At 72.6% G+C, this 13,522-nt stretch carries 14 protein-coding genes; 5 read left to right on the forward strand and 9 right to left on the reverse strand.

Annotation, left to right across the window (positions count from 1 at the left end; genetic code table 11):
- The first annotated feature begins 111 nt into the window (after positions 1-111).
- Positions 112-270: a hypothetical protein gene (locus IAG42_RS33465; RefSeq protein WP_188340701.1), complete on the forward strand. Its 159-nt coding sequence runs from the start codon at positions 112-114 to the stop codon at positions 268-270.
- Between the two features lie 187 nt (positions 271-457).
- Positions 458-1,144: an AMP-binding protein gene (locus IAG42_RS33470; RefSeq protein WP_188340702.1), complete on the forward strand. Its 687-nt coding sequence runs from the start codon at positions 458-460 to the stop codon at positions 1,142-1,144.
- A 102-nt stretch (positions 1,145-1,246) separates the two neighbouring features.
- Here IAG42_RS33470 and IAG42_RS33475 read toward each other — a convergent pair whose 3' ends face one another.
- Genes IAG42_RS33475 through IAG42_RS33495 form a run of 5 tightly spaced genes read right to left on the reverse strand, consistent with a single transcriptional unit; the run spans position 1,247 to position 7,283 of the window.
- Entirely contained in the window at positions 1,247-2,890 is a 1,644-nt protein-coding gene (locus IAG42_RS33475) for a beta-N-acetylhexosaminidase (protein WP_262928322.1), read from the reverse strand.
- 8 nt (positions 2,891-2,898) lie between these two features.
- Entirely contained in the window at positions 2,899-3,738 is an 840-nt protein-coding gene (locus tag IAG42_RS33480) for a carbohydrate ABC transporter permease (protein WP_223206270.1), read from the reverse strand.
- Entirely contained in the window at positions 3,735-4,733 is a 999-nt protein-coding gene (locus IAG42_RS33485) for a carbohydrate ABC transporter permease (RefSeq protein WP_188340704.1), read from the reverse strand. The genes IAG42_RS33480 and IAG42_RS33485 overlap by 4 nt, the downstream gene beginning before the upstream one ends.
- Positions 4,720-6,105, reverse strand: coding sequence for an extracellular solute-binding protein (locus tag IAG42_RS33490; RefSeq protein ID WP_188340705.1), 1,386 nt, complete (start codon positions 6,103-6,105; stop codon positions 4,720-4,722). Before IAG42_RS33490 ends, IAG42_RS33485 begins: the two co-directional genes overlap by 14 nt.
- A 50-nt stretch (positions 6,106-6,155) precedes the next feature.
- Complete coding sequence (locus IAG42_RS33495; protein ID WP_188340706.1) at positions 6,156-7,283, reverse strand: ROK family transcriptional regulator; 1,128 nt, start codon at positions 7,281-7,283, stop codon at positions 6,156-6,158.
- A gap of 321 nt (positions 7,284-7,604) precedes the next feature.
- Between IAG42_RS33495 and IAG42_RS33500 the strand changes: the two genes are divergently transcribed.
- The 3 genes from IAG42_RS33500 (at position 7,605) to IAG42_RS33510 (ending at position 10,615) form a co-directional block, all read left to right on the forward strand.
- Entirely contained in the window at positions 7,605-8,399 is a 795-nt protein-coding gene (locus IAG42_RS33500) for an endonuclease/exonuclease/phosphatase family protein (RefSeq protein ID WP_188340707.1), read from the forward strand.
- Positions 8,400-8,631: 232 nt separating this feature from the next.
- A complete protein-coding gene (locus IAG42_RS33505; RefSeq protein ID WP_188340708.1) occupies positions 8,632-8,889 on the forward strand; it encodes a hypothetical protein in 258 nt (85 codons plus the stop codon).
- A 133-nt stretch (positions 8,890-9,022) separates the two neighbouring features.
- On the forward strand, positions 9,023-10,615 hold the full coding sequence (locus IAG42_RS33510; protein WP_394811295.1) for an adenosine deaminase family protein: 1,593 nt from the start codon (positions 9,023-9,025) through the stop codon (positions 10,613-10,615).
- Here IAG42_RS33510 and IAG42_RS33515 read toward each other — a convergent pair.
- The 4 genes from IAG42_RS33515 to IAG42_RS33530 all read right to left on the reverse strand — a co-directional run bounded on the left by IAG42_RS33515 (position 10,570) and on the right by IAG42_RS33530 (position 13,369).
- Positions 10,570-11,652 carry a TIGR03571 family LLM class oxidoreductase gene (locus IAG42_RS33515; RefSeq protein WP_188340710.1) on the reverse strand — a complete coding sequence of 361 codons (1,083 nt, stop codon included), beginning with the start codon at positions 11,650-11,652 and terminating at the stop codon, positions 10,570-10,572. The genes IAG42_RS33510 and IAG42_RS33515 overlap by 46 nt on opposite strands.
- Positions 11,653-11,735: 83 nt before the next feature.
- Positions 11,736-12,566 carry an aldo/keto reductase gene (locus IAG42_RS33520; protein ID WP_188340711.1) on the reverse strand — a complete coding sequence of 277 codons (831 nt, stop codon included), beginning with the start codon at positions 12,564-12,566 and terminating at the stop codon, positions 11,736-11,738.
- A gap of 15 nt (positions 12,567-12,581) precedes the next feature.
- Positions 12,582-12,944 (reverse strand): nuclear transport factor 2 family protein, encoded by a 363-nt coding sequence (locus tag IAG42_RS33525; protein ID WP_188340712.1) that lies wholly within the window; start codon positions 12,942-12,944, stop codon positions 12,582-12,584.
- Positions 12,941-13,369, reverse strand: a complete 429-nt coding sequence (locus tag IAG42_RS33530) for a GlcG/HbpS family heme-binding protein (RefSeq protein ID WP_188340713.1) — start codon at positions 13,367-13,369, stop codon at positions 12,941-12,943. Before IAG42_RS33530 ends, IAG42_RS33525 begins: the two co-directional genes overlap by 4 nt.
- Between the last annotated feature and the right edge of the window lie 153 nt (positions 13,370-13,522).

Consider the following 13,522-nt stretch of genomic DNA (forward strand, 5'->3'; position numbering starts at 1 on the left):
ATCGAAGGTCATGACGGCGGCCGGAGTTCACGCCGCCGAGGGGTCGAAACGCTGGAAGGTCATATGAGTGAATCTCAGGTGCGTCGGCATGCGGACACGGCGGGGCGGCGCATGCCGTCCCCGCGTCCGCAGTGGCAGAACCTCTTCGTCGCTCCGGTGTACAGCCCGGACCTGACGGAGCCGGACTGCCCGGACACGGCGTACGAGGAGCCGGACACCGTCGTACCGGTGCGCCGCCGCGCCGCACGGCGGACCGAACGGCTCCACTGACGGACGCGTGCCGCCCGGTCCCGGCGGGCGGCACCACCGGGCGGGGTCTGTCAACGGGAGAAGCACCGTCGAGGTCGTTGTGGGCGGCGACAGAAGACCCTGTACGCGTCGACATGGCCCCCGGCGAGCCAGGTTGGTGAGGATCGTCACGTCGAACCGAACCCCGCCCGTAGGAAAGCGAACTGACGTGAGCAATCTCGCCACAGCCCTGGTGGAAGCGGCCCGCAGGCACCCGCAGCGACCGGCGATGCGAGTCGGGGACAGTGTGCTGCCCCTCGTCGAACTGGATGAACTGAGCGCCCGGGTGGCGGGCGGACTGCTCGCGCACGGGCTGCGCCCCGGCGACCGGGTGGGGCTCCCGGAGCCCGACGAACCCGTGTTCCCCGTCCTGTACTTCGGCGCCCTGCGGGCCGGCGCCGTGGCCGTCGTCGCGCCCCGCCGCGGCGTGCCGCGCATGGTGCGCCCGCGTGGCGCGGCGCGGGGCGCGCGGCTCGTGTTCCGGACGACCGTCCCCGAGACGCCGCTGCACGCCGTGACGGGAGCGGAGCACACGGAGGCCGACGACACGACCGTGGTGGGGGTCGGACCGGGCTTCCTCGACCAGCTGGTGTTCTGGCCGCAGCGCCCGAGCATCGTGCACCGCGCCGGGCACGACCTGGCCGTGGTGCTCCGCTCCCGCGCGGGCGGCCCGGACACCGCACTGACCCACGACGCGCTGCGCGCCCGCACCCGCTCGGCGGCGCGCCCCCTGCACGAGGTGCCGGTGGTGTCGGCGGCCGCCGACGTCCTCCACGCGACCGTCCGCACCGGCGCTTGCCTGTTCGGGGAACCCGTCGGCGCCGCCGACGTCCCGGAGGCGGGGAGCGCGGGGTGACCTCCTGGCTGCCGCACGTCGATGAGGACCGCGAACTCCTCCAGAGCCACCCTGGCGAGGGCGGCACTGGCGGCCCCGTGAGCCGGGACGCCCCGGGCGGCCTCAGTCGCCGTAGCCGTCCGACGGGCCGGACGGCTCCTTGATGCCGGCCACGAGCTGTTCGATGAACGCCTCCCGGTCCGCCTCCGAGGAGGGGCGGCCCGGGACGCCCGGCCGGGTCTGCCACGGGCGCGGTCCCGTCGCCGCGCGGTACTCGACCCCGACCGCGTCGAGCCGGGCGAGATGGTGCTCCAGGCGCGGCCGGAACTCCTCGTACCGGCGCTCGCCCGTGGACCACAGCGCCTCGGCGACCGCGCACAGGCGCGGGAACGCGAAGTAGTCGACGGTGCGCGGCGAATCCATGTGCTCCGTCCAGATGTTGGCCTGACCGCCCAGCACGTGCGCGGCCTCGTCGGGCGTCAGCACGGCCGGCACCGGGTCGAACGCGTACGCCTTCTCCACCGTGATCGGCACCGCCACCGGGATCGGCTCGTCCGGGTCCTCGGACTGGCGGTAGTCCAGGTACACCTGGTCGTCCGGGCAGGAGACGACGTGCAGGCCCCGGCGGGCGGCCGTCACCGCGCCCGTCATGCCGCGCCACGACGCCACGACCGTGCCGGGCGGCACCTCGTCCTCCAGGAGCTCGTCCCAGCCGAACAGCCGCCGTCCGCGCGCGCTCACGTGCTCGCCGAGCCGCCGTACGAACCACGAGCGCAGTTCGTGCGCGTGGCGCAGCCCCCGCTCGCGCATCAGCTCCTGCGTGCGCGGGTCCTTCTCCCACTCGGTGGTCGGGCACTCGTCGCCGCCCACACCGATCACCGCGCCGGGGAACAGGTCCATGACCTCGTCGAGGACGTCACGGTAGAAGTCGACGGTGGACTCCTCCATGTTGAGGACGCGCGGGTTGACGCCCCAGCGGGTCCACACCTCCGCGGGGCCGCCCCCGACGCCGAGTTCGGGGTACGCGGCGATCGCGGCCTGCGAATGCCCCGGCACGTCGATCTCGGGGACGACCGTGATGTGCCGCCGGGCCGCGTACGCCACGATCTCCCGGATGTCGTCCTGCGTGTAGAAGCCGCCGTGCGGCCGGCCGTCGCCCCGCGCCTCGGGACCGGCGCCGCGCTGCGACTCGCGCCGCCCCGCGCCGACCTCGGTGAGGCGCGGCCGCCGCCGGATCTCCACCCGCCAGCCCTGGTCGTCGGTGAGGTGCAGATGCAGGGTGTTGAGCCGGTGCATCGCCATCAGGTCGACGAACCGCAGCACATCGTGCTTGGGCATGAAGTGCCGCGCCACGTCGAGCATCGCGCCGCGCCACGCGAACCGCGGCGCGTCGGCGACGGCCACCGCCGGCACCGCCCAGCGCACCCCGGACGCCTCGCCGCGCCGGTACACCTCGGCGGGCAGCAGCTGGAGCAGGGTCTGGCAGCCGTGGAAGACACCGGCGCGGTCCCCGCCCGTGACGACGACCCCGGCCGGGGTGACGTCGAGCCGGTACGCCTCGGTGCCGAGCGTGCCGTCGAGCCGCAGCTCCACGGCGCGCTCCGCGCGGTCGGCGAGCGGGAGGTCGAGGCCGGTCGCGGGACGCAGCGCCGACTGGAGCCAGCGCGCCTCGGGGCGCGCCTCGGCCGCCGCGACCAGTGCGGTCGTGTCGTCGAGCAGGAAGAAGCCGTCGTCGTGCCGGACCGAGGTGGGACGGGGCAGGAGCATGGGGTGGATCATCCTTTCACCGCTCCGGCCGACATGCCGGAGACGAGTTTGCGCTGGATGAGCAGGAAGAACACGACCACGGGCAGCGAGAAGACGACCGAACCGGCCATCTGCGCGCTGTAGTCGGTGCCCTGGGCCGGGTTCGTGAAGGACGCGAGCCACACCGGCAGCGTGTACTGGCTCTGCTCCTTCATGAACGTGTACGCGATGAGGTAGTCGTTCCAGGCGGCGATGAACGCGAACACGCTCGACGCGATCACCCCGGGCAGCACCAGCGGGAACAGGATCCGCCACAGCACCTGCCAGGTCGACGCGCCGTCGATCCGCGCGGCCTCCTCCACCTCGACCGGCACGGTCAGGAAGAACCCGCGCATCACCCAGATCGAGAACGGCAGGGTGAGCGCGAGATACGCGAGCACGAGACCCGTGTACGTGCCGAGCAGCCCCGCCTCGTTGAAGACGAGGAACGTCGGGACGAGGAGCGCCGTGCCCGGCAGCATCTGGGCGACGAGGATCGCCACCATGACGGTGCGCCGCCCGCCGAACCGGAACCGGGACAGGGCCGCCGCGGCGAACATGCCGAGCACGATGGAGATCACGACGGTGACACCGACGACGAGCAGACTGTTCGTCAGGTTCGTCCAGAACTCCGTGCCGTTGAGCGCCACGTCGAAGTTGTGCAGCGTCGGCGCGCCCGGCCAGAAGCGCGGCGTCGCCGTCATCGCCTCGGAGCGTGGCTTGAACGCCGTGTTGACCATCCAGTACACCGGGAAGAGCCACACGAGGCAGAACACCACCGCCACGGTGTTGCCGACGACGCGGCCCCGGCGGAACCTTCGCGCCGTCACAGATCCTCCCCGGAACGCAGCAGCCGTCGGATGTACAGCGCGGTGACCGCGAGGAGCAGCACCGTCGTGACCACGGACAGGGCCGCGCCCTGGCCGACCTTGAACGCCACGAAGGCCGTCCGGTACGCGAAGACGCCCAGTGTGGTCGTCGCCGAGTCGGGGCCGCCCGCCGACACCAGCCAGATCTGGTTGAAGACGTTGAAGTCCCAGATCACCGACATCAGCGTGATCAGGGTCAGCGTCGGCCGCAGGAACGGCAGCGTCACCGACCACCACACCCGCCACTCGCCCGCCCCGTCGAGCCGCGCCGCCTCCTGCAGCTCGGCCGGCATCTGGATCAGCGCCGCGTACAGGGTGAGCGCGATGAACGGCACCGCCTGCCACACGATCAGCAGCCAGATCGACACGTACGCGAGCGGCGCGCTGTTCGACCAGTCCGTGTCCGTCATGTCGCCGAACAGCCCGGTCCGCGTGAGCATCCAGTTGACGACGCCGTAGCCGGGCTGGAACAGCCACTTCCACACCAGGGACGACGCGACCGTCGGCATCGCCCACGCGAGGATCAGCACGACCGTGACCGTCATCCGCATCGCCGGCCCGAGCCGTGTCAGGAGCTGCGCCACGCCCGCGCCGATCGCGACACTGCCCGCCACCATCGCCGCCGTGAACACGACCGTGCGCGCCAGCGAGCGCCAGAACTCGGCGTCGGCCAGCAGATCCGTGTACTGGCGCGCCCCGACGACGTCGAACGCGCCCGTGAACAGGGACCGTTGGTCGTAGTCGGTGAACGACGCGTAGACCAGGAAGGCGATCGGCGCGACGGTGACGGCGAGCATCACCAGGCCCGCCGGTGTCAGCAGCGCCCACGCGACGAGGGAACCGCGGCCGCGGACGGACCCTGTGCGCGGCGGGGCGCTCGCCCTCGCGCGTGACGGCGGCGGGGGAGCGGCGGGCGCCTCGCGACGCCCGCCGACCGCCTGGTCAGTCCCCGGCATTGAGCACCTTGCCGGCCGTCGTGTCGAAGGTCCCCGCGGCCTGCCGCGGCGACCGCGACCCGGAGGCGACGGACGAGAAGACCTTGTCGATGTCCTTGTTGCCTTCCAGTTGCGCCCAGTCCGCCGACGCCGGAGTCGCCTTCGAGCGCAGCGCCGCGTCGAAGAACGGGCGCAGCAGCGGATCGGCCTTCCCCCCGGCCGCCTTGACCGCGCCCTCGCTGTTCGGGATCCAGCCGTCGCGGCCCGCGACCCACTCCGTCTGCACCGCGGGATCCGTGGCGATCTTCACCCACCGCAGCGCCAGATCCTGGTGCGCGCTCTTGGCCGCGACGCCCCAGTCGGAGCCGCCCAGCATGACCGGCTGGGAGCGGCCCGAGGCGCCCGGGAGCGGGAAGGTCCCGAGATCCTCGTCCTCGATCTTCGGGTTCGCCTTCTTGATGAGGTCGATCGTCACGTTCGTCGCGCTGATCGCCGACGCCTTGCCGTCCGCGAACACCCGCGTCTGGTCCGGGTTCAGTGTGTCGATGGTGCGCGTCGACGGCGCCGAGAACTCGTTCTGGAACGCCTTGTACTCGGCGAGCCCCTTCTGCGCCGCGCCGGAGCCCAGCGTTCCCTTCCACGCCTCGCCGTCCCGCGCGGCCACATCACCGCCCGCGTCCCACACCCACTGCACGCCCGTGTGCCAGTACTTGCCCGGTAGGTAGAAGGGGGAGAAGTCCCGGGCGGGGTGCGCCGCGCGGACCTTGCGCAGCGCCTTCTTCAGTTCGTCGTACGTGGTCGGGGCGGCCTTCACCCCGGCCGCGTCCCAGATCTTCTTGTTGTAGATCACGGCGCGGGCGCCCGCGAAGGACGGCGCCGCGTACAGCCGCCCGTCCACCGTCGCGGGCTCCTCCAGACCGTCCAGCCACTGCTGGCCCTGGCGCAGGTCCTTCGCGTACGGGGTGAGGTCCATCAGGCCGCCGCTCGCGGCGAAGCTCGCCACCTGCGTGTTGCCGATGTCGATGACGTCCGGCGGCGTCGACGTGGCGAGCGCGGTGGTGATCTTGGTGGTGATTCCGTCCCAGTTCTGCACCTCGATCTTCACGTCGGCGCCGGTCTGCCGCGTGAAGCGGTCCTTCATCGCCTTGCGGGTGGCCTCGGAGTAGTCGCCGTCCATCACCCACACGGTGAGCGTCTTGCCCTTCGCCTTCACGACGGGCACCGCGCGCTGCTTGCCGTCGCCGCTCCCGGCGTGACCCGCCGAGCCGGAGCAGCCGGCCGCCGCGAGCGAGGCGGCCACGACCACCGCCACCACGCCGCCGAGCGGGAGGTGCCCCGCGCGTCCGCGGATCGCGCGGGTCGTCCTTCGGGTCGTGCGGGCCGTACGGGTCATGGGAACTCCTGGAAGGTGTCAGTACGGGAAGTCGCCGTGCCGCGGTGCGTTCACCACACGCCGAGCTCGCCCGCGAGGACGAGGCCGGCGGCGCCGAGCAGGATCAGATCGGAGTCGCCGGCCAGCGACCGCATCGTCAGCGCGGCCCCTATCGGCGCGTACGTACGGGCCCGCACCGTCGCGGCGGCGGACTCCAGGAAGGGGCCCTCCACGAGGTCGGGCGGGCCGAGCAGGGCGATCTCGTTGAGGTTGAGCACGCTGCTGATCGGGGCGAGCGCGATGCCGAGGGCGCGGCCGGCGGCGGTGAGGACCTCGGTGCGCCCGGCCGCGTCCCGGCCCGCGAGCCGTGCGCGCAGCTGTGCCGCGTCGATGAGGGGCTCCAGGCAGCCTCGGTGCCCGCAGACGCACGGCTCGCCGTCCTCGACGACCGTCACGTGCCCGATCTCACCGGCCGCGAACTGCTCGCCCTCGACCAGTTCCCCGCCGACGATCAGGCCCGCGCCGACGCCGTGCTCGATGGTGATCGCCATCAGGTTCTGGGTCTTGGCCTCGCGGAAGCGCAGCACGGCGAGCGCCGCGACGTTGATGTCGTTGCCGACGTGTGCCGGGACGCCGAAGAGCTCGGAGAGCCGGGCGGCGAGCGGGAGTTCGCGCCACTCGAAGTGCCCTGCGAAGTGGACCACGCCGTCGGTGCCGATGATGCCCGGGGAGCCGACGCCGATGCCGAGCACCCGGCCCGGCGCCAGCTCCTTCAGCTCCGCGACCAGCCGCGTCACGCGCTCGGCCGCTGCCTCCCCGACGGCGTCGGCGTAGGGTGTGCGGGCCCGGGCGACGGCCTTGCCGCGCAGATCGAGGACGGCGCCCTCGAACCGGCCGTCGGCGGACAGGTCGAGGGCCAGGACGTGCGCCGCCGCGTCGTCGATCGCCATCAGGTTCGCGGGCTTCCCCAGTCGGTTGCCCTTGCGCGGGCCGATGTCGGTGAGCAGCCCGTCGCCCTCCAGGTCGGCGACCAGGGCCGACACGGTGGGCGCGGTGAGCCCCACCGCGCGGGCGATCTCCGACCTGCTCATGGCGCCCCGGTGGTAGAGCGTCGACAGCACGAGCGCGCGGTTGTGGACCCGGCTGTCCGCGGCGCTCGCCTTGGTGCGCTCGGCCGGACGGCGGCGCGGGACGGTCACGTGTGCTCGCCTCCGATTAAGTAAATGCCCTTTAGTTAAAGGAGTTTGGATATCGTCGGGGCGCTCCGGCGGGATCGTCAAGAGCCGTGCACGAACGGATCCCCGCAACTTCCGGACGCCGTCGTGCCGCGCATGTCACGAAGAGAACATCCCTACGCAATCCGCCGGTTGAGTGTTTGACCACGCGCGGATGTGTTCAATGACCCCCCGTCAGCCGTCAGTTGTTTCTTCGGTTCTGTTGGTTCTGTTGGTTCCTTGTGATTTCGGAGGTGTGCTGTGTCTCGTGAACCTCGTGCGTCCCGGGTCTGGAGCAGATGCGCGGTGCTCGCCGCGGTGGCGCTCACGGCGGTCGGGGTCGCCCCGTCGGCCGGTGCCGCGCCCGTACCCGGCCGTGACGTCACGGTCCTGACGTTCAACATCCACCACGGCGCCGACCCCGCCGACGACCTGGACCTCGCCCGCACGGCGAAGGTCATCGCCGACTCCGGCGCCGACGTGATCGGACTGCAGGAGGTGGACCGGCACTGGTCCGCACGCAGCGACTTCGCCGACCAGGCGCAGTGGCTCGCCGACCGCCTGGACCTGCACGTCACCTACGGCGCCAACCTGGACGAGGACCCGGCCGAGCCCGGCGACCCGCGGCGCCAGTACGGCACGGCGATCCTGTCCCGCTTCCCGATCCTGGACGCCCACAACACGCTGCTGCCGCGCTCCGCGACCGGCGAGCAGCGCGGGCTCCTGGAGGCCGACGTCATGGTGCGGGGCACGACCCTGCGCTTCCTCAACACCCACCTGGAGCACACCTCCCAGGCCGAGCGCCTCTCCCAGGTCAAGGCCATCGACGCCATCGTGAAGACGTCCAGCCGGCCCACCGTCCTGGTCGGTGACCTCAACGCCACCCCCGACACCCCGGAGGTCGTCGCCCTCACCGAACGCCTCAAGGACACCTGGCCGGTGGCCGGCCAGGGCGACGGCCTCACATACGACGCCCTGAACCCGACGGAGCGCATCGACTACGTCCTGGCCTCACCGGGAATCCGGCCCCGCACGGCCGAGGTCCTCCCCGAGGCGGCATCGGACCACCGCCCGGTCCGCGTGGAGCTGCGCCTGCCGTGACGGAACGGCGCGTCGTCGCCCGGCGGCTCGGCGGTGTGGTCCGTCCGCCGGGTCGTCGGGTGGTGCCGGAACGGGCAGGAGGGTGGCGCCGGCGGGTACGTCGTAGCCCTCGGGATGTCATTCGCGTAAGGGGCATGGACCGGCCGCGATCGAAAGGGGTCGATTGCGGTCAGTACCGGGAAGTCGGGTGTCTCGTGGCCGGGATTGTTCGTTCATGGATGCCATGAAGGACGTGAGAAGAATCGTTTCCGCCGAATCGGTCGCGCCGCCCCCTCCGGCCGCCGCCGGTGGATCGGAGGGGGCGCCGGGCGGCGCCTGCTCCGACACACCGATCTACGACGCGCTCCTCGCCGAGTGGAAGCAGGAACGCAAGCACGCGCCGGGCGGCGCAGCGCCCGGAGGGCTGGGGCGCCCGCAGCGGACCGCTTCCGCCGCGAGCCTGTCCCCGGCCCCTGCGCCGTACGTGCCGCAGCGGCGCGCCGCCTCCTGAACCCCGGGGCGACGGGACCGGTGCCGGACGTGCGTCGTTGCCTGCGTGATCACTCGGACGGGTGGTTACGGAGCCCGCGCGGCCCGTTACGCCCCTCCGCGCGGCCGGCGCGGACGATCATGCTCCGGTGAACCTGAACCCTCGAAGTTCCGTACGCCTCTGGGCCGTTCCGGCGGCCGCCGCCACGCTGGCGGTCCTCTCGCCGCTGGCCGCGGGCCCCGCCGACGCGCGGCCCGCCGACGCGAAGCCGGCCCGGTCCGCACCGCGGCCCCCGACCGCCGCCGAGGCGCGCACGGACGCCCACCTGACCTCGCTCCGCGACAGCCCCGACCGGCTCCGCTCCTTCTTCCGGGCCATGCCCAAGGGCGGTGACCTGCACAACCACCTGTCGGGCGCGGTCTCCACCGAGTACCTCATCGAGCTCGCCGCGCAGGACGGGCTCTGCATCGACTCCACCATGACCGCCGTGCCCCCGCCCTGCGGCCCCGGCACCCGGCCCGCCGCCGACGCCCGCACCGACCGCGCCTTCCACGACGACCTCGTGCGCGCCTGGTCCATGCAGGACTTCCCGGCGGACCAGAACGGCCACGACCACTTCTTCGACACCTTCGGGAAGTTCGGCGAGGTCACCTGGCGCAACCGCGGCAAGCTGCTCTCCCAGGTCGCCGACGAATCCGTACGGCAGAACCAGTTCTACCTGGAGACCATGGTCAGCCCGGCGTCCGACGGCGCCAAGAAGCTCGCCAACGACGTGGGCTGGGACGCCGACCTCGCCGCGCTGCACCGCAAGCTCCTGGCCGGCGGCCGCCTCGACGCGCTCGTCGCCGAGTCCCGCAAGGAGGCGGACGACGGCGACGCCGAGTTCCGTACCGCCTCGCACTGCGGCACGCCGCAGGCCCGCCCCGGCTGCGAGCTCACCGTCCGCTGGATCTCCCAGGTGTCGCGCGGCAGTTCGCCCGAGCGGGTCTTCACTCAGATGGCGCTCGGCATGCGGCTCGCCGAGCGCGACGGCCGCTTCGTCGCCGTGAACCTGGTCCAGCCCGAGGACTGGGACAGCTCCCTGGAGAACTACAGCCTCCAGATGCGCATGCTGAAGTACCTGCGCGAGGTCTACCCCAAGGCCCATGTCACCCTGCACGCGGGCGAGTTGTGGCCCGGGCTTGTCAAGCCCGAGGACCTGAAGTTCCACATCCGGGAAGCCGTCGACGTGGCCCGCACCGAGCGCGTCGGCCACGGAGTCGACCTGGTCCACGAGGACAACTGGCAGCGCACCGCCCGCCGGATGGCCGACCGCGAGACCGCCGTCGAGGTCCCCTTCACCAGCAACGCCCAGATCCTCGGCGTCAAGGGCGCCGAGCACCCCTTCGAGACGTACCGCGCGTACGGGGTGCCGATCGTCCTGTCCACCGACGACCAGGGCATCTCGCGCATCGACATCACGCACGAGTACCAGTACGCCGCGAAGACCTACGGCCTGTCGTACCCGGAGCTGAAGGACCTGGCCCGCGCCTCTCTGGAGTACGCGTTCCTGCCCGGCGCCAGCGTGTGGCGCGGGAACCCGACGGCCGACGGGTACCGCGCGGTCCCGGCCTGCCAGGGTGAGCGCCCCGGCCTGCCGGTGCGGACGCGGTCCTGCCGCGCCCTGCTCGCCGACAGCCCGAAGGCGCGCACCGAGTGGCGTCAGGAAGCCGCGTTCGCGACGTTCGAGCGGAACGCCGGCCGCTGATCAGTCGCCGGCGCGGACCCGGACCCGTCCGGGTCCGTGCCGGGGGAGGGGAAGTGCGGCAGGACCGTCTCGGCGAGCTCGTGGAGGACCTCCTCGACGGGCCGGTCGCCCGGGCGGAGGTTGAACGAGACGTGGGCGACGCCCAGTTCACCCATCGCCGCCAGATGCTCGACGAGAGCATGGGCGCCGGCCCGCACGCCGAGCCGGATCGGCGTCGCGGCGGCGTCCGGGTCCCGGGCGAGATCCAGCTGCATGGGCGTGAGGTACGGCTTGGACGCGTCGTCCCCCGTCAGCTCCCGCCACTCCCGTGTCTTGAGACGCAATGCGCCGAGCGGTCGCGGGTAATTGAGCGAGGCGTCCGCGTTCCGCGCGATCCATTCGGCGGACTGCTGGGCGTGCCCCGCCACGGCGATCGGTACGGTCGCGCCGGTCGGCTTCGGCAGCACGTCGAGCCGGCGGTCCGCGCCGAGGCCGAGCTCGGGCAGCTCCATCCCGGCCCCGTCGGCGTGCCGGGCCCACGCGGCGCGCAGCGTCTCGACGCCCTGGCGGAACGCGGCACCGCGGGCGTGGAAGTCCGCGCCGAACAAGGGGTACTCGACGGGGCGGTCCCCGCTCGCTAGACCCAGGACGAAACGGCCGCCCGACAGCACGTCCACGGTGGCCGCGGCCTTGGCGACGAGGATCGGGCGGCGCAGCGGCAGCACGACGGCCGCGGTGCCGAGCACGGCGCGCCGGGTCACGGCCGCCAGGTGCCCGAGGTGGGTGAACGTCTCGAAGACGGAGCCGGCGTCACCGAAGTGCTCCGGGTCGTACAGCGGAACGTCCCGCACCCACAGCCCCGCGAAGCCCGACTCGTCGGCGAGCGCGGCCAGTTCGGCGTGGCGGGTGAGGTCGGGGACGCCGAACGGGGCGCCCGTGTTCTGGGCGGCGCGCAGCCGGGTGGGGCCCCAGTCGTTGTCGAGGGGCAGTTCGAGACCCAGGGTCGGCAGGCCCTCGGGGTTCACGAGCCGGTTCAGGGCGGTGGGGGCGGCAGACATCACACGTACGGCTTTCGGGAGTGAGGAGTGGCCCGGTCGGGGCGGCACGCTCGTCGGGTGCCGCCCCGCCGGGGCCGGACGGGTCAGTTCAGCTCGTCGGGGTGCGGGCCCGTGCGCAGGTCGCGGTCGAGGGCGGCGATCGCGGTCATCTCGTCGTCGGTGAGGGTGAAGTCGAAGACGTCGAGGTTCTCGCGGATGCGGGCGGGCGTGACCGACTTGGGGATCACGACGTTGCCGAGCTGGAGGTGCCAGCGCAGGACGACCTGGGCCGGGGACTTGCCGTGGCGGGCCGCGATCGTGGTGATCGCCTCGTCCTTGAGGACGGCGCCCTGGGCGAGCGGGCTCCAGGCCTCGGTGGCGATGCCGAGCGCGGCGTGCTTGGCGCGCAGCTCGCTCTGCTGGAGGCCGGGGTGCAGCTCGATCTGGTTGACGGCCGGGACCAGCTCGGAGCCCTCGACCAGGCGGTCGAGGTGCGCGGGCTGGAAGTTGGAGACACCGGCGGCGCGGACGCGGCCGTCGGCGACCAGCTTCTCGATGGCCTTCCACGTCTCGCGGTACAGGTCGCGGGCCGGGGTCGGCCAGTGGATCAGGTACAGGTCGACGTGGTCGAGACCGAGCTTGGCGAGGCTGGCGTCGAAGGCGTCGAGCGTGGCCTGGTAGCCCTGGTCCGCGTTCCACAGCTTGGTGGTGATGAACAGGTCCTCGCGGGCGATGCCGGACTCGGCGAGGGCCTTGCCGACGCCCGCCTCGTTGCCGTAGATCGCGGCGGTGTCGATGGAGCGGTAGCCGGCCTCCAGGGCGGAGGCGACGGCGGCGGTCGTCTCGGCGTCGGGGACCTGGAAGACGCCGAAGCCGAGCTGCGGGATCTCGACGCCGTTGTTCAGGGTGACGGTGGGGATGCTGACGGGTGCCATGGTGGTGCGGGCCTTTCAGATGGTGCGGGTGGTGAGGGTGTAGCGGACGGTCTGGGCGCTGATGAGTCCGTCGCGGAAGACGAACGTGTCGACGCCGTCGGTGACCTCGTGGGTGCCGGTGGCGGCGGTCCACTGGAGGAACAGCACGTCTCCGGCGAAGGCCGGGGTCAACTGCCAGTCGGCGTCCGGGAGATCGGCCAGGAGGCGGCCGATGCCCCGAGCGACGCCGTCGCGTCCGGTGAGGACTCCGTCGGGGGTGACGAAGACGGCGTCCTCGGTGTAGTTCCGGCTGATGAGGTCGAGGTCGCCGGTGCCCAGGCGGGCGCCGTGGTCGGCGAAGACCTCCTGCGGGGTGCGGGGGGTGCCGGTCGTCGTCATCGGGAGAGCTCCTGCGCGGCGGTGCCGGCGAAGCCGTGGTCCTGCTCGGGGCTGCCGCCGCCGACACCGATCGCGCCGATCAGACGGCCGTCGCGGTGCAGGGGGAGTCCGCCGGCGATGAACAGGAGGGGCTTGTCGAGGGCGGTGGGCAGGGAGTGGAAGGGGCCCTCGGGCTTGACCAGGTCCACCAGGTCGGCCGTGGGGGCGTCGAGCTGGAGGGCGGTGTAGGCCTTGCGGGTGCTGGTCTCGCCGGAGATCAGGACGGCCCGGTCGTCGCGGCGGAAGGCGAGGAGGTGGCCGCCGGCGTCGAGGACGGTGACGCTGACGGTGACCCCGGCGTCCTTTGCGGCACGGCGAGCCGCCGTGATCAGGGTCTCGGCCTCGGTGGTGGTGAGCGGGGTGACGGTGGGGGTGGCGGTGCTCATGGGTGCGGGTCTTTCCGGGTTGCTGCGGGATGGTGTGGTTCGGAGGGTGGGGCCGGTGGCCCCTGCGGGGGCGCGGGACTTCCGGCTCCGTCGCGTGTTTTGCGCGACCAGCTGTGACGGGCGGATGCCGGCGACGGTGTCCGGCCCCTGCGG

The sequence above is a fragment of the Streptomyces xanthii genome, from assembly GCF_014621695.1.
Taxonomy (GTDB): domain Bacteria; phylum Actinomycetota; class Actinomycetes; order Streptomycetales; family Streptomycetaceae; genus Streptomyces; species Streptomyces xanthii.

What these genes read in the sequence shown, in the direction of transcription:
- IAG42_RS33520 (WP_188340711.1), bottom strand. Translation starts at nt 12,566, where the DNA reads ATGGCACCCGTCAGCATCCCCACCGTCACCCTGAACAACGGCGTCGAG.
- IAG42_RS33490 (WP_188340705.1), bottom strand. Translation starts at nt 6,105, where the DNA reads ATGACCCGTACGGCCCGCACGACCCGAAGGACGACCCGCGCGATCCGC.
- IAG42_RS33485 (WP_188340704.1), bottom strand. Translation starts at nt 4,733, where the DNA reads ATGCCGGGGACTGACCAGGCGGTCGGCGGGCGTCGCGAGGCGCCCGCC.
- IAG42_RS33530 (WP_188340713.1), bottom strand. Translation starts at nt 13,369, where the DNA reads ATGAGCACCGCCACCCCCACCGTCACCCCGCTCACCACCACCGAGGCC.
- IAG42_RS33465 (WP_188340701.1), top strand. Translation starts at nt 112, where the DNA reads ATGCCGTCCCCGCGTCCGCAGTGGCAGAACCTCTTCGTCGCTCCGGTG.
- IAG42_RS33475 (WP_262928322.1), bottom strand. Translation starts at nt 2,890, where the DNA reads ATGCTCCTGCCCCGTCCCACCTCGGTCCGGCACGACGACGGCTTCTTC.
- IAG42_RS33525 (WP_188340712.1), bottom strand. Translation starts at nt 12,944, where the DNA reads ATGACGACGACCGGCACCCCCCGCACCCCGCAGGAGGTCTTCGCCGAC.
- IAG42_RS33515 (WP_188340710.1), bottom strand. Translation starts at nt 11,652, where the DNA reads ATGTCTGCCGCCCCCACCGCCCTGAACCGGCTCGTGAACCCCGAGGGC.